The sequence below is a fragment of the Virgibacillus sp. LDC1 genome, assembly GCF_025792345.1.
GTDB lineage: Bacteria > Bacillota > Bacilli > Paenibacillales > Paenibacillaceae > Paenibacillus_AQ > Paenibacillus_AQ lautus.
Genome location: NZ_JAOXLZ010000001.1, coordinates 4140960 through 4160925, shown reverse-complemented (window position 1 = coordinate 4160925; position 19966 = coordinate 4140960). Strand labels below are relative to the sequence as shown.

Genomic DNA, 19966 nt, shown 5'->3' with positions numbered 1-19966 from the left:
TCGCACTCGCGAAGGACACGTTGATAACCCGGAAATTGTACTTTTCAGCTTACAAGGAGGATAGTAATAGATGAAAACCTCGAATATGCCCAACATTGGAACGCTGGCGTCTAGCCCGTTCATTCGTCGCCATCCGGCCAACCCCGTGTTGGATGCGGCACGTGTGCCGTATCCAACCGCACTTGTCTTCAATGCAGGCGTCGCTAAGTTTAACGGCCGCTACATCATGGTATTCCGCAATGACTATGGCTCGCTGGAGAAGCAGATCATTGATCCGCATCATACGACAGATCTCGGCATCGCCTTCAGCGACGACGGCATTCACTGGACGGCGGGGCCGAAGCCGATCTTCAAGCTGCACGACGAAGAGATCGTGCGCGCCTATGATCCGCGTCTGACGGTCATTGACGGCCGCTGCTACATGTGCTTCGCCGTAGATACGCGGCACGGCATCCGGGGAGGTATCGCAGTAACGGATGATTTTGAATCCTTTGAAGTATTGAGCATGTCAACACCAGACTTGCGAAATATGGTGCTATTCCCGGAACGGATCAACGGCAACTACGTCCGGCTGGAACGACCGTTCACGGTATATAGCCGCGGCGGAGTGGACCGATTCGACACTTGGATCTCGGAGTCGCCGGATCTGATCTATTGGGGCCGTTCCGAGCTCCTGCTGGCGGTGGAGCAGGTGCCGTTCGCCAATGACAAGATCGGTCCGGCCGCACCGCCCGTGAAGACAGATAAGGGCTGGCTCACTACGTTCCATGCGGTGGATATTGATTCCGCTAGAGGGAAGAACGGCTGGGAGTCGACCTGGAAGAAGCGGTATACTGCCGGCATTATGCTTCTCGATCTTGACAATCCGAAGAAGATCCTTGGCATGAGCGCATCGCCCCTGCTTGCGCCTGAGGCACTGTACGAGACGGATGGGGGCTTCCGCAATGATGTCATTTTCCCCGGCGGCATGGTGCTGGAGGAGGATGGAGAAGTGAAAATCTATTACGGGGCCGCCGACACAGTGGAATGCTTGGCTACCGCTCATGTGGACGATCTAATCCGGCTCTGTTTGGAGGGATAAGGATGGGGCAGGCGGAACGCCTCATCTTTCCGTCTTCAAATTAGTACAAGAATTGCATGATACCTGCGGTTCGGATTATATCCTGATGTGGAACAAACCAGCCCGTGGGGCATGTGCGGAATTCAACCGCCATGCACCACGGGCTGACTGGGCTTTGTTTCTCTTTTTTTGTAAGCCTGGCCGATCCATTAAACTCAACAGACTTCTACTTATTGATCAAATGCTGATAAGGCTTGTAGTCGATTTCCTTCTTCTGGAGGAAGTTCATCAGGAATTTATAATCCCGCTTCGGCGTAGCCACGATGTAACCTTTGATGCAGTGATCCCGGGTTACTTCGGTTGCGCCGGATTCGACGGCGATTTTACCGATTTCGGCTGCAATGGAGTGTTTGGCGATATCCCGAAAAGGTCCCGGAACAGGCTGCACCAGTTCGTCCAGAAATGCTTTGGATTCATCCGTCCACAGCGGGCGGCTTCGCTCTACCCAGTAATTTTGCCAATCGAGCTTTGATTTGCCGTCGGCTTTGGGAAGCACTTTCAGAAACTTGCGGAACATGAAAAATCCGCCGATGCCCATCAGCCCGAGCATGACCCATCCCCAGAAGGCAATGGAGTTCATGAACCATGACGGCGGCGCACTGGACGACAAATAGCCCATGACGGCCCCTGTGCTCTTCATTTGTATATCACCTCAATGATTATTGTCACATGACACTTTCATGAGAATTATAACGCATTTCTAGATTTATTTCGATATACAAGCTAAAATAGGTGTAATTGTGTGTTAAAAAAGGGGGATGCAGCATGTTGAAAATTGGTTCCCACGTGTCGTTTTCGGACAAGGGATTGCTGACTGCGACGGCTGAAGCCACATCATATGGCTCCAGCTCGTTCATGATATATACCGGTGCACCGCAAAATACGCGCCGTAAGCCGATCGACTCCATGTTTATCGAAGAAGGTAAAGCCGCCATGCAGGAAAGCGGCATTGAGGAGATCGTGGTCCATGCGCCTTACATTATTAACCTCGGATCGTACAAGCCCAACACGTTTGAGCTGGCGGTTAGCTTTCTGCAAGAGGAGATTCGCCGCACGCATGCGGTCGGCGTGAAGAACATCGTTCTCCATCCCGGCGCGTATACCGATAAGGATGCGGAATACGGCATCGACCGAATTGCCGAAGGTCTTAATGAAGTGCTCGGCGGTACGGATGAGACCGAAGTGAAGATTGCACTGGAGACGATGGCCGGCAAAGGCACCGAGATGGGACGCAGTTTTGAAGAAATTGCTTCCATTATTGATAAGGTGAAGTACAATGACCGTTTGGCCATTTGTCTCGACACCTGCCATATTCATGATGCGGGTTATGATATTGTAAATGATCTGGACGGCGTCCTGGAGCAGTTCGACAAGCTGATCGGACTCGACCGTTTAACGGTCGTCCACGTGAATGACAGCAAGAATCCGCGTGGAGCGGGCAAAGACCGTCATACGCCAATTGGAACCGGATGGATCGGCTATGAAGCCATCCAAAGAGTGGTTCATCATGAGAAGCTCCAGGGCAGACCGTTTATTCTGGAGACGCCGTGGATCGGTAAGGATCCAAAGACGCAGCGTCCGATGTATGAGATCGAGATTGCGCTTCTGCGCGGGGATGTGGAAGGCCGTTTCGGGTCAACTTTTGCTGAGCAAGTAGAAGAACTGGGCGCTTTCTTTGCCAAGGAAGGCATCGAATCCCGTTCGTTTGTGCTGGATACCTGGACACTGTTGAAGAATGATGCCAAAGCCAAAAAAGCCGATCCGCGCGAACCGATGGAGCGCCTGTACGATATGGTCATGGCAGCAGGCCTGCTGTCCGACCTTTCGGAGGAGCAGATCAATCAGCGCCTGATCGCTTGGTTGTCCGGTGCTCCCCTGAATTCATAAGCTTCATTAGAAATGGCTTTATATTAAGAATACTAAGGCATTCTCAGGATAACGTCCGCATGTCGAGGGATGTTTTCCTGGGAGGCCGTTTGACGTTAATTGCAGATTTAAAAGGAGGATCACCGAGTCTCATGGAAATTCACATCAAGAAGGATCTGCCGTCTGCGGCAGGTCAGTACCCTAATCGTGCCCGCATGCTGATCTCCTGTCCGGATGGACCGGGAATTGTGGCGGCGGTCTCCCAGTTTCTGTACCAGCATGGCGCCAATATCGTTCAGTCTGACCAATACACGATGGATCCGGCCGGCGGCATGTTTTTTATGCGGGTTGAATTTGATCTGGAGGATTTGAATACAAAGCTTCCCAAGCTGGAGGAATCCTTCCGGGAAGTTGCCGATCAATTCCGTATGGAATGGAATATCTACCATGCAGCCCGTAAGAAACGACTGGCGATTTTTGTTTCCAAAGAAGATCACTGCCTTGTTGAGCTGTTGTGGCAATGGCAGGCCGGCGACCTGGATGCGGATATCGCATTGGTCGTAAGCAACCATCTGGATATGAAGGAATATGTGGAATCGTTCGGTATCCCGTATCACCATATTCCGGTTACGGCGGATACGAAGCCACAAGCGGAGCAGCGTCAGCTGGATGTGATCGGCGATGATATCGACGTGATTATCCTTGCACGTTACATGCAGATTATTTCGCCAACCTTTATCGAACATTACCGGAACCGGATTATCAACATTCACCATTCCTTCCTTCCGGCCTTTGTCGGCGGCAAGCCTTATGCGCAAGCTTATAACCGCGGGGTGAAAATTATCGGAGCCACCGCCCATTATGTAACCGAAGAGCTGGATGGCGGACCGATTATTGAGCAGGACGTGCAGCGCGTTAGTCACCGTGACGATGTCAACGAGTTGAAGCGTATTGGCCGTACCATCGAACGCGTAGTGCTTGCAAGAGCCGTCAAATGGCATGTCGAGGATCGGATTCTGGTGCATAACAATAAAACGGTTGTCTTCAACTAACGATTGCAAATAAGGCTGTATTCGGACGATTCATCATAGATAGTACAATGGAGCAGCCTAACACTTTAACGCTGCAATGGATTACCCCTTGATCCCGCTCCTCTTATTGGAGTGGGATTTTTATTTATGGAAGGAAACGTCAAACTTTTTATAGATTCGACTCGTCAATATAGTTGAACTTGTGAAGAGAACCTTTACATACGTCTTATGAACCTATGTGTCATTTTTCATGCGAAAGCAATTTATATGTGGAGAGGGGAATCATCAGTTGTCGTTTTATACAAAAAAAACGTGGATGTTGCTGCCGATGGTGGCGCTGCTGATTGTTGCAACGTTATCCTTGTCGATTCCGGCAGGAAACGTCTACGCCGACGGAGCGAAGATTGGGATTCAATCCGAAATGGGTTATCAAGGCAAGATTAAACATGATAAATGGAATCCGCTCAAACTGACCTTAACCAGTGACCGGGATATATCCGGTGACGTGGTTGTGCAGATTCAGAACTATAATGGCTCTGGATATCAAACTTCCTACGTCCAGCAGGTCGACCTGCCGAAGGATACGCCGAAGGAAGTCGTGATCGGCATTCCAGGGGCCGTGCTGAATAAAGATAATAACCAGATCCTCTTCTATGAAGGATCTTATACCAAGGGGAAGCAGATTCCGTTTGCCACAGGTAAAAATTACGTGCAGGCTTCTCCGTATCAAGGCGCACTCATCGCCGTGTTATCCGATGATCCGGATACGATGAATTTCATGAATGTCCTTAACGGCAAGGGCAACAGCGTGAACGTGTTCCCGCTTAAGAACGCCAGCGTTCCATCGGATGGAATGCTGCTGAACGGACTGGACGTCATCGTGATCAACAATTTTGCTTCCGATACGCTGTCAGAGCCGCAGCGCAAGGCAATTACAGATTGGGTAAATAGCGGCGGCACCCTGATTCTGGCCGGAGGCGCGGGATATACCAAAACTGCGGTGCCGTTTGCCGACATCACGCCGGTCGTTGCGGACGGAACCACTACCGTTAATTCGCTGGCTGAGCTGGAGAAGCTTGGCGGGAAACCGCTGAAACTGGATGGGGCCTTTACCATTTCTACAGCGAAAGCGGTGGAAGGCGCCCAAATCGGAATTGAAGCGGAAGGACAACCTTTGTTTGCCTCGAAGGCCTATGGCCAGGGAAGCGTTCAATATGCGGCTTATGATCTGGCCATGGAACCGGTGAGCTCATGGGCGGGTCATCCGGATGCGTGGGCATCGATATTGCGCAATAACCTTCCCATGATGGGCGCGCAGAATGGCATGTACTACAATTCGTTGATGGACAGTTTGAATTACGTTCTGGAGTATTTTCCATCGCTGAAGATGCCTTCCTTCACCCTGTTGTTATGGATGCTCATTATATATGCGGTCGTTGTTGCGCCGCTGCTCTACTATATCTTGAAGAAGGCGGACAAACGGGAATGGGCGTGGTTCTTGATCCCGATCATTGCCGTCATCGCGAGCGGTTCCGTTTACGTGGTCGGTTCATCGGACAAGACGCGGGAACTCGCGCACACCATCAACTTGATTGAACTAAACGGTCAGGGGGATGCGGTTAAATCGACGGCTTCCGCATTTTTCACGCCTCGAAGCGGGAACTATGCTTTGGAATTTCCGGAGAATACGTATTTGAAAACGGGGCAGTCCCAGACCAGGTTTGGAGGAATGGGCGAGAATAAGAGTTTTGTCCGAGTCGAGCAGGCGTCCACGACGCTGGAGCTTCGCGACATGTCCCAATGGTCATTAGCCAAGGTCTGGGTGGACCGTCAAGGAACCGAGGAGATGGGGCGCCTGGGCATGGATTTGAAGCTGGATGCCAAAGGAGAATTAAACGGTAAGGTCACCAATGACACAATTAACGATTTGACCGAGGTTGTGCTGGTTGTCGGGGGCAAAGCCTACAAGCTGGGAGATATCAAGAAGGGGGATGCTGCAGCCGTTCCTCAGGACCCGAAACAAATCATCAAGTTTACGGGCGGTGACTTGTCCGGGATGCTGTACCCTTATTCGCAGAATGATCCGAAACAGCGTGAGCGCGATATTTTGTCCCAATACGGATATTCCAACAGAATGGTTAACAGGGATGCTTACATTTTGGGATGGAGCAAGGATCATTTGACGAATTATACGCTGAAAGGCGCTGAGGTGGACAGTGATCAGCTCAATTTCTGGATACAGCCGGTGGAGATGGATTGGGGACTGAACGGGGAGATCAACATTCCTTACGGCTTCCTGTCTCCTGAGATCTCGCAGGTAAATGCACCGATGTTCGGGGTTTACCCTCATGGGGTCGAAATGGGACAGGGCAGCTTGATCGCCGAATTCCCATTAATATCTGAAGGCAACGTAAAGTATTCGGAATTGTCCATGAAAGGCACCAAATTCAACAACAACGTCACGATGGAGATCTGGAACTCCAAGAAGAGCGAATGGGAGCCTGTTACAGAAGTGAACAATGTGCATACCATTACCAAAAATCCGGAGCAATATATCGTAGGGAATCGGATCCGTTTCATGATCACCGCCAAGGATCAGACCAACTTTATGATGCCGGAGCTGTCTGTGAAGGGGGATGCCACTCCATGATCGAGATTAGAAACCTGAGTAAAAAATACGGAACGTTCCATGCGTTAAAGGACATCAGTCTTCATATCGAAAAAGGGACGGTATTTGGATTTGTTGGTCCGAACGGAGCAGGCAAATCCACGACGATGTCCATATTGGCCACCCTGATGCTGCCAACCTCGGGTGTTGCCAAGGTTGGCGGCTTCGATGTGACCCAGCATCCTAAAGAGGTCCGCAAGCGAATCGGCTACATGCCCGACTTCTTCGGCGTGTACGATCAGTTGAAGTCTACTGAATATTTGCATTTTTACGGGGCAAGTTACGGCATTCCGCGCGCCGAGCGGGAACAGCTCATTCCGCAGCTCCTAGAGCTCGTCAACCTGAGCGACAAAGCGGATACGTACGTCGACAGTCTCTCGCGTGGGATGAAGCAGCGTTTATGTCTTGCCCGGTGCCTGGTGCATGATCCGGACGTACTGATTCTGGATGAGCCGGCTTCGGGGCTGGATCCGCGGGCGCGGATCGAGATGCGTGAAATCTTGAAGGAATTGAAGCTTATGGGCAAGACGATCATCATTTCGTCGCATATTTTGCCTGAGCTGGCGGAGATGGTGGATGAAATCGGCGTGATCGAGCACGGCGAGATGGTTGCCCAAGGCAAGGTGGCCGATATTCAGAGCCGTCTCCGCGTGAAAAAAGTCATCCACATCCGCACGCTCGAGCGCGAAGAGGAACTGGCCGAGAAGCTGCGGGACGAACCGTTTGTCACGTCGGTATTAACGGATAACACGGGCGTCCATGTTCATTACGGCGGGGATGATTCGCAGCAAAGCGCTCTGCTGCGGCAGGTGGTCTCCTGGGAAATTCCGATTGTCTCGTTTCAGGAAGCGCAGAGCAATCTGGAGGATGTATTCCTCGAAATTACCAAAGGAGGACCCCGCGAATGAATTGGAGCAGAAAGCTAATTAATCCGGTCATTGACAAGGAATTTCGGCTGCGGATGCGTTCTACGCGTTCCATGCTGTCGGTGTTATTTTATGTGTTGGCGCTCGGAGCCGTTGCGATGGGCTTCATTTACCTTTTCTTATATTTGGGACAGCGAGGACCCCAGCGATTCGATCCGCAGATGAGCCAAATGATGTTCTATGTGCTGAGTTTTGCTCAGCTTGTCCTCATCGCGTTCATGGCGCCTGCTCTTACCGCCGGCGTCATCAGCAGCGAGCGGGAGAAGCAAACGCTGAGCATGCTGCTGACGACGCAGCAGAGCTCGGCGACGATTGTGCTGAGCAAGCTGGTGTCGGCACTCAGCTTCATGACATTGATCGTGCTGGCCACCCTGCCGGTATACAGCATTGTTTTCCTGTATGGGGGGATTTCGCCGAAACAGCTCATATCCGTCTTTGTTTTTTATTTATTCGTGATGCTGCTGCTCGGTTCGCTTGGCGTGATGTTCTCGACTTTATTCAAAAGAACCATCGTCGCGATTATTGTCACCTACGGTGCGGGACTTATTATCTTCCTTATAACAGGGCTGCTGTATTTGTTCTTTATGGGGATTGAACAGCAGAATATGTATCAAAGCGGGCAGGCGCCTACGCCGGGCAGCTATTCCTGGGTCGGATATTTGCTGGGTCTGAATCCGGCCGGGGCGATGATGAGTTTGTTTAACCCGTCCTTCTCAAAAGAAGTATTCCTGCTGCACGGCGGAAGCTTGAACAGCAAGGCTCCCATTGAATTGTGGCTGGAATTTTTCATCGTCTATTCGGTGGTGATCGTTCTCGCGCTGTGGGTTGCCGTACGGAATATCCGCCCTGTCGCAAGGCGGAAACGTAAGGATAAGAACGAAGCACAGCTCCCGCAAGAACCGGAAATGACGCGGGACGAAGCGTAACCTAAAGCATAAGAGTACGCTAAGGAGGAAGAGCAATGGACAACATCATGCGTTTTATCGAAGCTGCGAGACGGCGGCTGCAGCGCTTCCGCATCATCACGTATGTTTTATACGGACTGATGGCAGGGTTTGCCGCGCTGCTGCTGCTTCTGGTGCTGGGGAGATTCGTGCCCATAGCCTGGCTTCCCGTCGCATCCGTGGCCGTTCCTGTCGGGGCAGGCTTCGTAGGCTGGTTATGGGGATGGCTGCATCGGGTTCCGATCGAAGAGGCCGCTTCAGCGATGGATCATGTTCCGGACGGAGCGGAGCGAAGCGACATGATGGTGACGGCACTATCGTTCAAAGAAGAGGAATCGCAGGCCGCTAAATGGCAGCGCGAGCAGGCGGAACGCTATGGTGCACGTTTTGCGGAGCAATTGCCGGAGCGTCTTCCGTACCCTAGTCGTAAAAGACATCTCTTGATCTGTGGCGCTTCGCTGGCTGCCGTGCTCATCCTTGTTTTTGTTCCAAACCCGATGGATAAGAAGGTGGAAGCGGCAAAAGAGGTGCAGAGCTGGATGAAGGAGCAGGCAGCCAAAACCGAAAAGCTTGCGGAAGAGATCCCGAAAGAAACGCTCAATCCTGCCGACAGGAGGAAACTGCAGGAGAAGCTGGATGCCTTGAAAAAAGCGCTGGACCGTGAGAAGCATCCCGAGCAAGCGCTGGAGAAGCTGGAAGAAGCGATGAAAGAGCTGGAGAAAATAGCGAAACAGCAGGAGGAAAAAGCAAAGGCATTGTCTGAGCTGGCTAAGCAAATGCAGCAGGAGAAGGCGTTGTCCCAGGTGGGGAAAAAGCTTGCCGAAGGCATGGCTGATGAGCTGAAGCAGGAAATGAAGAAACTCACCGAGCAGGTGAAAAAGATGTCCCAGGAAGAGAAGGACGAACTGTCCGATGCTTTGAAAAAATTGGCTGAGGAAGCCGCCAAGCAGATGGAGGACGGGAAGCTGGAGCAAGAGCTCAAGAAAGCGGCCGATTCGCTGAAGGAAGGCAAGCTGCCGAAGGAGCTGGAAGAAGCGCTCCAGCAGCTGGCCGAGGAGCTGGCCAAAGCGGCGCAAGCCAAAGCCGCGTCGGACAGTCAATCGCAATCCGCCGCTTCGCTGGCGTCCTCTCTTGCTTCGCAAGGACTGAGCTTGGCCGATCAGATGACGGCTGCCGGGATGTCGGTATCCGATGCCTGGAGTAACGGCGGCAGTGCCGAGGCGCTGGCGCAGGCCGGATCCGGGGAAGGCTCGGGAGAAGAAGGCGAAGGCTCGGAGGGAAGCTCCGGGGAAGGCGGCTCCGGGGCCGGTCAAGGTCAAGGTCAAGGTCAAGTTGCCGGCAGTGGGTCCGGTTCGGGGAGCGGCTCTGGGTCAGGAGCAGGCTCCGGCTCAGGTGGCAGCGGCAGCGGAGGATCGGGAAGCGGGACCGGCAGCGGAGCCGGCCTTGGCTCAGGCGGTCGCGAGCTTGTGACGATCCCCAGGGATTACAAGGGCAGCGGCAATGTGCAAAACGATTCCGGCCAGATCAAAGGCAGCGGCGGAGATATTCAGAAGGGCGGCGTTTCGCCGACCGTTCCGGGCATGTCCAGGCCTTATGAGGAAGTGTACCGCGATTATGAGACCGAAGCGCGCAAAACGTTAGATCGCAATCAGCTGCCTGACCAGATGCAAGGCTTGGTTGAGGAATATTTCATACAGATCAATCCGAATCCGTAGGGGATGGAAGAGCCAACCGATCACGGAAGCTAGAATGAGTACTTGAACTTTACCAAGAAAATGGAGGTTTCGTCCATGTCGGATATTGCAGTGAGACCACAGGAATGGATGGAGAAAATATCAGGCCTGCGGGAACATATCGGGAAGGTGATTGTCGGGCAGCAGGAGGTTGTGGAGCAGATGCTCTGGTGTATCTTTGCAGGAGGGCATGCCCTCCTGGAGGGGATTCCGGGTCTCGGTAAAACGATGCTCGTCCGCACGGTGTCGGAAGCGTTGGAATTGTCCTTTTCCCGTATTCAGTTCACGCCGGATTTGATGCCGAGCGATATAACGGGCACCAACATCTTGTCGTTCGGGCAGCATGGAGACACCGGGATGACCTTTCAAAAGGGTCCGCTGTTCAGCAGCATCGTGCTGGCTGATGAGATCAACCGGGCCACGCCCAAAACCCAGAGCGCCTTGCTGGAGGCCATGCAGGAGAAGACCGTCACGGTGGGCGGGGTAACCCATCAGCTGCCCAAACCTTTCTTTGTTCTGGCGACTCAAAACCCATTGGAAAACGAGGGGACATATCCCTTGCCGGAGGCGCAGCTTGACCGCTTTCTGCTGAAGATCGAAGTATCGTATCCGAGTGCGGATGAACTGAAGGAAATCGTGAAGCGGACGACGTCCTCCCACGAATTCCAGGTGGAACGACAAATGACCGGAGACGAGCTGCTGGAAATCCAGCGCGGAGCCCGGGAAGTGCTGGTTGCCGAGGAGATTTTGGACTATGCGGTTCGTCTGCTCATGATGACGCATCCGCAAGAGGCTGCGGCCCCGGAGGCGGTACGAAAATACGTCCAGTTCGGTTCCGGACCGCGGGGCATTCAGTCCATCATATCCGTGAGCAAGGTCCGTGCATTGTGCAGCGGGCGGATGCATGTATCGACGGGGGATATTCGCGCCGTGGCTTTATCGGCGCTGCGCCACCGTTTGTTCCTGAATTTCGAGGGGCAGGCGCTCGGCATCACGACAGACCATGTCATTCAGGAGGTTCTGCAAGCGCTGGAGGCATCCGCGTGAGCGGGGGCGGGCACCTGCTTCCTCCGGAGTGGCTTCCGCGTCTGGAGCGATTGAGTCTGGAGGCCAAGCGACGGGTTGCCGGAACGCTGCAGGGAAAGAGACGATCCCGCCGGCTTGGTTCATCCCTCGAGTTCGCCGATTACCGAGTATATTCTCCCGGGGATGATGTCCGCAGGTTTGACTGGGGCGTCTATTCCCGTACGGGAAAAGCATTCGTGCGTCAATTCATGGACGAGCAGGAGCTGACAGTCAGTCTATTCGTGGATTGCTCGGCATCCATGGGGGCCGAAATGTCATCATCATCTGAATCATCGGCTGCGGATCCGGCGGGAACGAAGGGAAGCCCGAAATGGCTGCTCGCACGTCAACTCGCCGCCAGCATCGGCTACATGGCATTGTCCTCCTACGACAGGCTGCAGGTCGCCTGTTACAGCCGTTCGATTAACGCCCGTCTTCCGATCATGAGAGGAAAGGGCTCGGCCCATCGTCTGTTTTCATTCCTGCAAGGGGCAGAAACGGGAGGTGAGGGCAGCTTGGGTGCTGCGCTTGGCGTTCCTGGTGCACTCCCCCGGCAGCCGGGGATGACCTGGGTGTTCTCGGATTTTTGGCTGGAGGGCGGCGAGGAGGAATTGTTCAGAGCGCTTTCCCTTTTGTCCGGTACCGGACAGGAAGTGGTGCTGGTGCATGTTTTGTCGAGGGAAGAACTGGAGCCTAAATTGACCGGCGATTTGCGATTGGTCGACAGCGAAACGATGAGCGGCAAGGAAGTGGCATTGACGGGTAAAGTGCTCGATGCTTACAAAGAGGAGCTGGAGCGGTACCGGACGATGCTCTCCCGCGTGTGCGCGGAGCGGGGAATGTCTTACGTGCTCATTCCGGCGGATATGCCGCTTACGGACGCGATGTTCGGGGTACTGGCAGGAGCAGGACTCGTTACTGGATAAGGCGAGATCTCATGCAGGGGCCGGTGTCTGAGCATCTGCCGGATGTTCTCCGCTTTCGAAAGCTTGGCGACAAGGTAACACCGGTAAATACACAAGCTATGAAAAGTAGGCTTCACTAGCACCTGTCTGTGATCTCTAGAAACGAACAAGCAGGAAACGCATTAAATCTAGGAAGAGATGGATAGGCCTACATCCGATGCTTGGGGAAAACAGGCAAGTCTCGTTAGTCAGGGTCCACGGGAGTAAGGAGGGGACACGTTGGGGATTCAATCTTGGCTGAGTTTATGGTTCGGTTTAACGCTGCCGGCCATCGTGCTTATGTATATGTTCAAACGAAAATATGTGGATACAACCGTTCCCAGCCACTTGCTGTGGGAGCGGGTGCTTCGGAACCTGGAGGCCAACAGGCCGTGGCAGAAGCTGCAGAACCGGCTTCTGCTGTGGCTCCAGCTGCTTGCTGCTGCGCTGATGGTCTTCGCACTGATGCAGCCCTTTATGCAGGTGTCTGGCGGAGGCAGCGCCCATGTGGTCATCGTTGCCGATACCTCGGGCAGCATGAGCGCGCAGATTCAGCCTTCGGCCGAAGGTGAAGCCGCATCCAGGCTGCAATGGATGCAGGAACGAATTAAGGAATACGTGAAGGACCAAGGGAGACGGAGCGAGATCACCCTCCTGTCCGTGGGAGCAAGTCCCATGACGCTGGTCTCCCATGAAAGCGACCGCGCCGCCATCGATAAGGCCGTGGATGGGTTGCGGCCCTATTACGGCCAGGCATCCTACAGGGAAACCTTATCGCTCGCTTCCGCTCTGACACGGGAAGAACATGATGCAGAAGTCGTTATTTTTACAGATAGCTATTGGAAGCAGGATACGGCTCCCATATCGTTTCAGGTTCCAGTATCCGTGGAGAAGGTACAAGGGGAACACCCTCTTAACGTTTCCATCGACCAATTCGGCATTTCACTCAAGGGTGAAACAGGTTCAGCCTATGCGGCGGTCGCCGTCCTCAGCACGAATGCCAGGGAATCGATGTCGACCGAAGTGAATCTTTACGGAGATGAACAACTGCTGACCAGCAAGGTACTTGAATTGGAGCCGGGGAAGAGATTGACCGAATCCTTTGCCGATCTGCCGTTTGCCGAAGTGTACCGACTTGAATTAACCCGGGATGACGGGTATGCGGCAGACAATCAATCCTTTGCATTCGGTTTGGGTCACGGATCTTCGCGCGTCCTTCTGCTGACTTCGGGCAATTTGTTCCTGGAGAAGGCCCTGCAGCTAAGCGGAGCCGAAGTCACCCGGGTTGCCTTAGATGGCTCCGAAGACAAGAAGGATGAGGATCCAGGCCCGGATCAAAATACGGACAAGGGCAGCGCCGCATCGGATGTACCGCCCGTACCCGATGGCGAATTTGATCTGCTCGTCATAGACGGGAGCATGCCGGAAGGGTTCAAGCAAGGGAAGTGGGCGGAGCTGGCTGCCAAAACGCCCCTCTGGACGATCGGCGGAGAAGGTTCCAAAGTCGGAAGCCAAGGAGGACGCGCCGTGCTTGCCAAGCATCCGGTGACCGCCTACGTAACCTTATCGGGCGTCTATTTCGGCACGCTGGTGGATCAGGCCCCTGTCTGGGGGGAACCTGTAGTCAAGCTGGGGAATCAACCCATCGTCTATGCGGGAAGCGAAAACGGGCGACCGCGATTGTCGTTTAATTTCCTGCTTCAGGATAGCGATCTTCCGTTGTCGCCGGAATTCCCGGTCATGGTCAGCAATGCACTGGAGTGGATGACCTCAGGCAAGGGAAGCGGTCTAGGCCGATATATGGCCGGCACGCAAGCGGATATCCCGATTGCGGCGGATACGGTAGCGGCCAAATGGGTACCCAAGAGCGGTCTTGCTCTTACTGACGGCCTTCCTGCTGCGGAAGCTCTCCGGAATGAGCAAGGGATATCGCCGGTACAGCTCGTGCCGGAATATCCGGGGCTGTACGCTTTTGAGCAGCAGAATGAAGCGGGCGAAAAGCTTAGCTTTTGGCTTGCTGTAACGGCAGACCCGTACGAGGCGGATTGGAGCAACGATCAAAGCCCGACCGTGAGTCAAACGTCACCGAATTCGGATGATCCGGCGGCTGGTGATCGTGCCGGGATGTCCGGGGACAGCGAAACGGCAAGCCGTGCCGGTTCGTTAATGCCATGGCTGGCTGCCTTGGCACTTGCTGTGATCGCAGCGGAATGGGGGGTGTACCAGCGTGGGCGTTCAATTTAGCCAACCATGGTTGTTGCTGCTGTTGATTCCGGCAGGAGTGTTTCTCTATTACGCATACACATCGGATTTTCGGCTCAGCGGTTTTCGCAAGAAATTGGCCTTATTTTTTAGAACCTGCGTCATTCTGTTATTGATTCTTATGCTTTCGGGTCTGCACGGTTATACCGTCTTGCGGGATAAACAGGTCGTGTACTTGGCGGACCGTTCCGACAGTATGGGGGATTCGGCCCGGATCACGAACTGGATTAACGATTCCCTTGCGGCAAAAGGCGAGAAGGATGGCACGGCTGTAGTTTCTACAGGTCTTGAAGGCGCCGTGGAACGGCGTTTATCCTCTGCCGAGAATGCAGTTGCCTCTTTAAATGCGCTGCTGGAGCAGCAGTTTACGGGGCTGGAGTCCGGTCTTCAGCTCGCGGGAAGCTTGTTCGAGGGCAACAGCGATTCCAGAATCGTGTTGATTTCGGACGGGGAAGAGAATGTAGGCAGCATGGCAGCGGCGGGAAGGCTGCTGAAGGATCGGGGCATTGCGGTTGATGTGCTTCCGACTCCGAAGCAGGCGATCCAGGATGTTGCCGTGGAGGAACTGAAGGTACCGGATAAACTGTATCAAGCAGAGTCGTTCTACGTGGAGGTCATGATCCGGAGCACGTTTAAGACCTCCGGTGAATTGCGCATTTACGAGGACAACCGCGAGATCGGCCGGGAAAGAGTGGACGTAACCCCGGGCGAGAACCGGTATGCCGTGAAAGGCCTGGCCAAGAATCCGGGACTTCATCGTTACCGTGCCGAAATCTTCATGGACGGGGATGAAGCATCCGCCAATAATGCAGCCTTCGATTTTACCCGGGTGGAAGGTCCGCCGAACGTACTGATCGTTGAAGGAACCCCGGGAACATCGGGTAATATCACGGCGGCACTCGAGTCCGGAATGATCGGCACCGAAGTGATTCCGCCGGAGCTGCTTCCGCTGGAAGCGGCCAAGTATGCCGTATACGACAGCATCATCTTTAATAATGTCTCGGGCAGTGACGTCGGCGGCAAACAGATGGAGCTGATCGAGCAGGCGGTCCGCAGCTTCGGCATCGGGTTTATGATGGCGGGGGGCGAGGACAGCTTCGGGATGGGCGGATATTTTAAAACCCCGATTGAAAAAGCGCTGCCGGTCTCGATGGAGCTGGAAGGCAAGCGGGAGATTCCATCGCTTGCTCTCATCCTCGTCATTGACCGTTCGGGGAGCATGGATGGCAGCAAGATCGAATTGGCCAAGGAATCAGCTATGCGCACGGTGGAGCTGCTGAGAGCCAAGGATACGGTCGGCGTCGTCGCCTTTGACGATCAGCCGTGGTGGGTCGTTCCGCCGCAGAAGCTCGGGGACAAGGAAGAGGTGCTCAGCAGCATCCAGTCGATTCCGAGCGCAGGCGGGACTAACATCTATCCTGCCGTTTCCTCGGCGCTTGAAGAAATGCTGAAGATTAACGCCCAGCGCAGACATATCATTCTGATGACCGACGGACAATCCGCCATGAATTCCGGGTATCAGGACCTGACCGATACGATGGTGGAGAACAAAATCACGATGTCTTCGGTAGCGGTCGGGATGGATGCCGATACCAACCTGCTTCAATCCTTGGCGGATGCGGCCAAAGGACGTTATTACTTCGTTGAGGATGAAACGACGCTGCCGGCGGTATTCAGCCGGGAGGCCGTCATGCTGGCCAAATCCTATATCGTGGATAAACCCTTTGTCCCGGCCGTTCAGAATGCGGGCGATTGGGCGAGTCTATTCCAGCAGGGCGTTCCGGGGCTATATGGTTATGTAGCGGCAACGCCGAAGTCTTCCGCCCAGACGGTATTGTCCAGTCCGGAGCCAGACCCCATCCTGTCGCGCTGGCAATACGGATCCGGGCGAACGGTGGCGTGGACGAGTGATTTAAGCGGAAAGTGGTCCAAGGAATGGGTATCGTGGTCCGGCTTTGCCAACACGTTGACCGAAATCGTGAAGTGGACGTTCCCGCAGTTTACGTCGTCGCCCTATGAAGTGACAACCGAGACGGCCGGCAACCAAGTAAAGCTCCAAGTAATTGCAGAGGGCGAGAATCCGCCGGAGAAGCTGAAAGCGGTGATCGGGGACGATGAAGCCGGCGAGCAGACGGTAGAGCTTATCCAGGAGGCTCCCGGCCGTTATACCGGACTGGTCAACGTCACGAAGCCGGGAGCCTTCCTCATGTCTCTAGAGGATGCCAGCGGGGAAGAAGCGCTGCAGGCGGCGCCAGGCACCGGTTTTGTCGTGCCGTATTCTCCGGAATACCGGCTGTCCTCCGGCAGCGGCGAGGAAGCCATGAAGCGGCTGGCCAAGGTGACCGGCGGCCGTGTACTATCCTGGGATAACCCGGCCGAAGTGTTCGACCGGCAGGCGACCTCGCGGATGAAACTCCACGATTGGAGTTATCCGCTGCTGGCGGCGGCCCTGCTGCTGTGGGTCGCCGACATCGCCGTGCGGCGCCTGGCTCTGCCATGGGGCGCCATCGGCGCAAGGCTGGCCGCCCTGCTCCGCAGGCGGCCGGCACCTGCCGGCGAGGCCGCGCGTGACGCCGGCCTCGAGCGGCTGGCGGCGCGCAAAGCCCGCGCCGCCCAGTTCTACGGCGGCAGCTCCGCGAAGCCGCCGCAGGCCCCGCCCGCGCGCGAGCGCAGCGGCGCGGCCCATGGTGCCGGGGGCGGAAGCCCTGCCCCGGCACCCGGCGCAGCTCCGGCAGGGGGCCGCAAGGCCCCGCCGGAGGCGCGCGATTCGCAGCGGGCGGATGCCCCGCTGCGGGAAGAGCGGCCGGCCCAGGCGAAGCCGGCCGCAAGCCAGGGCGCGCGCAAGGGAAGCGCGCCCCCGCCGCCTCCCCCGCCGCCGCAGGCGCAGGGGGACGGCCAAGGCCGGCCCGAGGGAACCGGGCCGGCTCCGGAAGGAGGCTCCTCCATGGATCGCCTCCTCAAAGCCAAAAAACGCGGCACGCGCTGATGTGCCGCCTCACGCTTCGGTCCAGCTGTTTAATGTACAGCCGGACCGAAGCTTTTTTTAATTGTCGGATGAAGTAACTTTTTCCATGCCGACATGCCCGTAAAATCGTTTAACGGATGTCGAATCCGGTTATAACCGGACTATTAAGGGAAATAATGCAAGGGGGATGTCGCTCTCCCTGGCGGCTTTTACACAACTTTGATAATTACGTTATGGAAATGAAAGACGTGTGGTGATACAATAAGAGTCAAAATGATATTCTCAACATTCCTAACTGCTCTGATACCATATGGATTGGGGCTGGAGGGGCGTAAGAAGCCTTCATTTTCGAAGCTTACTATGGAAAAGATTTGAGGAGGACGAATCATGACAACTGAACATAACCAAACGATCGACAACCTGTCCATCGCAACGATCCGGACATTGGCGATCGACGCGATCGAAAAAGCAAACTCCGGTCATCCGGGCATGCCGATGGGGTCTGCACCTATGGGCTACCAACTGTTCGCGAAGACGATGAACCATAACCCGGACCAACCGGCGTGGATTAACCGCGACCGTTTTGTCTTGTCTGCAGGCCATGGCTCCATGCTGCTCTACAGTCTGCTTCACCTGAGCGGTTATGACTTGTCCATTGAGGATCTGAAGCAGTTCCGTCAATGGGGAAGCAAAACCCCGGGTCACCCGGAATTCGGCCACACGGCCGGCGTTGACGCAACGACAGGTCCGCTTGGACAAGGCGTGGCCATGGCTGTAGGTATGGCAATGGCTGAAGCTCATTTGGGCGCGACTTACAATAAAGAGAGCTTCAACGTGGTTGATCACTATACGTATGCGATTTGCGGCGACGGTGACATGATGGAGGGCGTGGCTTCCGAGGCAGCTTCCCTGGCAGGTCATTTGAAGCTTGGCAAATTGATCATGTTGTACGATTCCAACGATATCTCTCTTGACGGCGAGCTCAGCCTGGCATTCTCCGAGAACGTAGCGAAGCGCTTTGATGCTTATGGCTGGCAAGTGCTGCGCGTAGAAGACGGTAACGATTTGCCTGCGATCGAGAAAGCGATCGAGGAAGCGAAAGCCGATACGAACCGTCCGACGCTGATCGAAGTGAAGACCGTCATCGGTTACGGCAGCCCGAACAAACAAGGTAAAGGCGGCCATGGCGGTACGCACGGTTCTCCGCTTGGAGCTGATGAAGCGAAGCTGACCAAGGAATTCTATAACTGGGTATATGAAGAGGACTTCCATGTGCCTGATGAAGTGCGCGAGCATTTTGGCAAAGTGAAAGAACGCGGCATCGCAGCCTATCAAGCTTGGGTTGACCAATTTGCGAAATACAAAGAGGCTTACCCGGAACTGGCAGCGCAATTCGAGCGCGGCGAATCCGGTGAACTGGCTTCTGGTTGGGATAAAGACCTTCCGAAATACAGCGCGGATGACAAAGCGGTTTCCACTCGCGTGGCTTCCGGTAAAGCGCTGAACGGTTTGACTGCAGGCGTGCCGCAGCTGCTTGGCGGATCGGCTGACCTGGAAAGCTCCACCATGACTCACCTGAACGACCTGGCCTCTTTCACGGCGGACAGCTATGAAGGCCGCAACGTGTATTATGGTGTTCGTGAATTCGCAATGGCCGGCGCGATGAACGGTATCGCTCTCCATGGCGGACTGAAGATTTTCGGCGGCACGTTCTTCGTATTTACGGATTATCTGCGTCCGGCTGTACGTCTGGCTGCCATCATGAAGCTGCCGGTTACGTATGTGCTGACTCATGACAGCATCGCTGTCGGCGAAGACGGTCCTACGCATGAACCGATTGAACAATTGGCTTCCCTGCGCATCATTCCAGGTCTGACGGTGATCCGTCCTGCAGATGCCAACGAAACTTCCGCGGCATGGGCTTATGCGGTTGAGAACAGAGACCGTCCGGTAGCATTGGTGCTGACTCGTCAGAATCTGCCAATCCTTCCAGGCACGGTGGATCATGCACGTGAAGGCATCAAACGCGGTGCTTATGTTGTTGCCGATGCGAAGGATGGCAACGTGCAAGCTCAAATTATTGCAACGGGTTCCGAGGTTCAGCTTGCCGTTAAAGCGCAAACAGCATTGGCTGAAGAAGGCATCGCCGTGCGCGTCATCAGCATGCCGAGCTGGGATCTGTTCGACAGCCAGGATCAGGCATACAAAGATTCCGTGCTGCTTCCTGACGTAAAAGCCCGTCTGGCTATTGAAATGGCTCATCCGTTCGGATGGGAGCGTTATGTCGGAGACAAAGGCGACATCCTGGGCATCAACACATTTGGCGCTTCGGCTCCTGGCGACCGCGTCATTGCCGAATACGGATTTACCGTTGAGAACGTGGTTAGCCGCGTAAAAGGCTTGCTGTAATACAACGGATGTAACTCTATATTGATTTTCCGG

Annotated in this window: 13 protein-coding genes; 12 read left to right on the top strand and 1 reads right to left on the bottom strand. The window is 54.7% G+C overall.

All coding sequences use genetic code 11. The features are described 5' to 3' along the window. Positions 1–70: 70 nt before the first annotated feature. Positions 71–1081: a glycoside hydrolase family 130 protein gene (locus OHJ21_RS18755; protein WP_100539045.1), complete on the top strand. Its 1011-nt coding sequence runs from the start codon at positions 71–73 to the stop codon at positions 1079–1081. Positions 1082–1286: 205 nt separating this feature from the next. On the opposite strand, the gene OHJ21_RS18750 is transcribed toward OHJ21_RS18755, so the two are convergent. Continuing rightward, positions 1287–1760, bottom strand: a complete 474-nt coding sequence (locus tag OHJ21_RS18750; RefSeq protein ID WP_009594427.1) for a DUF2621 domain-containing protein — start codon at positions 1758–1760, stop codon at positions 1287–1289. A 125-nt stretch (positions 1761–1885) separates the two neighbouring features. Here OHJ21_RS18750 and OHJ21_RS18745 point away from each other — a divergent pair, with 125 nt between their 5' ends. The 11 genes from OHJ21_RS18745 (at position 1886) to tkt (ending at position 19933) form a co-directional block, all read left to right on the top strand. Further along, complete coding sequence (locus OHJ21_RS18745) at positions 1886–3007, top strand: deoxyribonuclease IV (protein ID WP_100539043.1); 1122 nt, start codon at positions 1886–1888, stop codon at positions 3005–3007. Between the two features lie 131 nt (positions 3008–3138). Beyond that, positions 3139–4038 (top strand): formyltetrahydrofolate deformylase, encoded by a 900-nt coding sequence (purU, locus tag OHJ21_RS18740; protein WP_100539042.1) that lies wholly within the window; start codon positions 3139–3141, stop codon positions 4036–4038. Between the two features lie 268 nt (positions 4039–4306). Beyond that, a complete protein-coding gene (locus tag OHJ21_RS18735; protein ID WP_486020854.1) occupies positions 4307–6667 on the top strand; it encodes a hypothetical protein in 2361 nt (786 codons plus the stop codon). Further along, on the top strand, positions 6664–7593 hold the full coding sequence (locus tag OHJ21_RS18730; RefSeq protein ID WP_127595654.1) for an ABC transporter ATP-binding protein: 930 nt from the start codon (positions 6664–6666) through the stop codon (positions 7591–7593). Before OHJ21_RS18735 ends, OHJ21_RS18730 begins: the two co-directional genes overlap by 4 nt. Further along, the gene (locus OHJ21_RS18725; RefSeq protein WP_100539039.1) at positions 7590–8537 is read left to right on the top strand and encodes an ABC transporter permease; all 948 of its coding nucleotides are present in this window, start codon (positions 7590–7592) and stop codon (positions 8535–8537) included. Before OHJ21_RS18730 ends, OHJ21_RS18725 begins: the two co-directional genes overlap by 4 nt. 35 nt (positions 8538–8572) lie before the next feature. Next, positions 8573–10270, top strand: coding sequence for a phage tail tape measure protein (locus OHJ21_RS18720; protein ID WP_486020853.1), 1698 nt, complete (start codon positions 8573–8575; stop codon positions 10268–10270). A 75-nt stretch (positions 10271–10345) separates the two neighbouring features. Further along, positions 10346–11335, top strand: a complete 990-nt coding sequence (locus OHJ21_RS18715) for an AAA family ATPase (RefSeq protein ID WP_326114277.1) — start codon at positions 10346–10348, stop codon at positions 11333–11335. Next, positions 11332–12279, top strand: a complete 948-nt coding sequence (locus tag OHJ21_RS18710) for a DUF58 domain-containing protein (protein WP_486020852.1) — start codon at positions 11332–11334, stop codon at positions 12277–12279. The genes OHJ21_RS18715 and OHJ21_RS18710 overlap by 4 nt, the downstream gene beginning before the upstream one ends. Before the next feature lie 258 nt (positions 12280–12537). After that, positions 12538–14541, top strand: a complete 2004-nt coding sequence (locus tag OHJ21_RS18705; protein WP_486020851.1) for a vWA domain-containing protein — start codon at positions 12538–12540, stop codon at positions 14539–14541. Continuing rightward, positions 14525–17545 carry a VWA domain-containing protein gene (locus OHJ21_RS18700; protein ID WP_486020850.1) on the top strand — a complete coding sequence of 1007 codons (3021 nt, stop codon included), beginning with the start codon at positions 14525–14527 and terminating at the stop codon, positions 17543–17545. Before OHJ21_RS18705 ends, OHJ21_RS18700 begins: the two co-directional genes overlap by 17 nt. Positions 17546–17911: 366 nt before the next feature. Continuing rightward, a complete protein-coding gene (gene tkt / locus OHJ21_RS18695) occupies positions 17912–19933 on the top strand; it encodes a transketolase (protein WP_486020849.1) in 2022 nt (673 codons plus the stop codon). Positions 19934–19966: the final 33 nt, after the last annotated feature.

Excerpts from the sequence above, each read along its gene's own strand:
- tkt (WP_486020849.1), top strand. The coding sequence starts at position 17,912 with ATGACAACTGAACATAACCAAACGATCGACAACCTGTCCATCGCAACG.
- OHJ21_RS18715 (WP_326114277.1), top strand. The coding sequence starts at position 10,346 with ATGTCGGATATTGCAGTGAGACCACAGGAATGGATGGAGAAAATATCA.
- OHJ21_RS18745 (WP_100539043.1), top strand. The coding sequence starts at position 1,886 with ATGTTGAAAATTGGTTCCCACGTGTCGTTTTCGGACAAGGGATTGCTG.
- OHJ21_RS18725 (WP_100539039.1), top strand. The coding sequence starts at position 7,590 with ATGAATTGGAGCAGAAAGCTAATTAATCCGGTCATTGACAAGGAATTT.
- OHJ21_RS18730 (WP_127595654.1), top strand. The coding sequence starts at position 6,664 with ATGATCGAGATTAGAAACCTGAGTAAAAAATACGGAACGTTCCATGCG.
- OHJ21_RS18720 (WP_486020853.1), top strand. The coding sequence starts at position 8,573 with ATGGACAACATCATGCGTTTTATCGAAGCTGCGAGACGGCGGCTGCAG.
- OHJ21_RS18755 (WP_100539045.1), top strand. The coding sequence starts at position 71 with ATGAAAACCTCGAATATGCCCAACATTGGAACGCTGGCGTCTAGCCCG.
- purU (WP_100539042.1), top strand. The coding sequence starts at position 3,139 with ATGGAAATTCACATCAAGAAGGATCTGCCGTCTGCGGCAGGTCAGTAC.
- OHJ21_RS18750 (WP_009594427.1), bottom strand. The coding sequence starts at position 1,760 with ATGAAGAGCACAGGGGCCGTCATGGGCTATTTGTCGTCCAGTGCGCCG.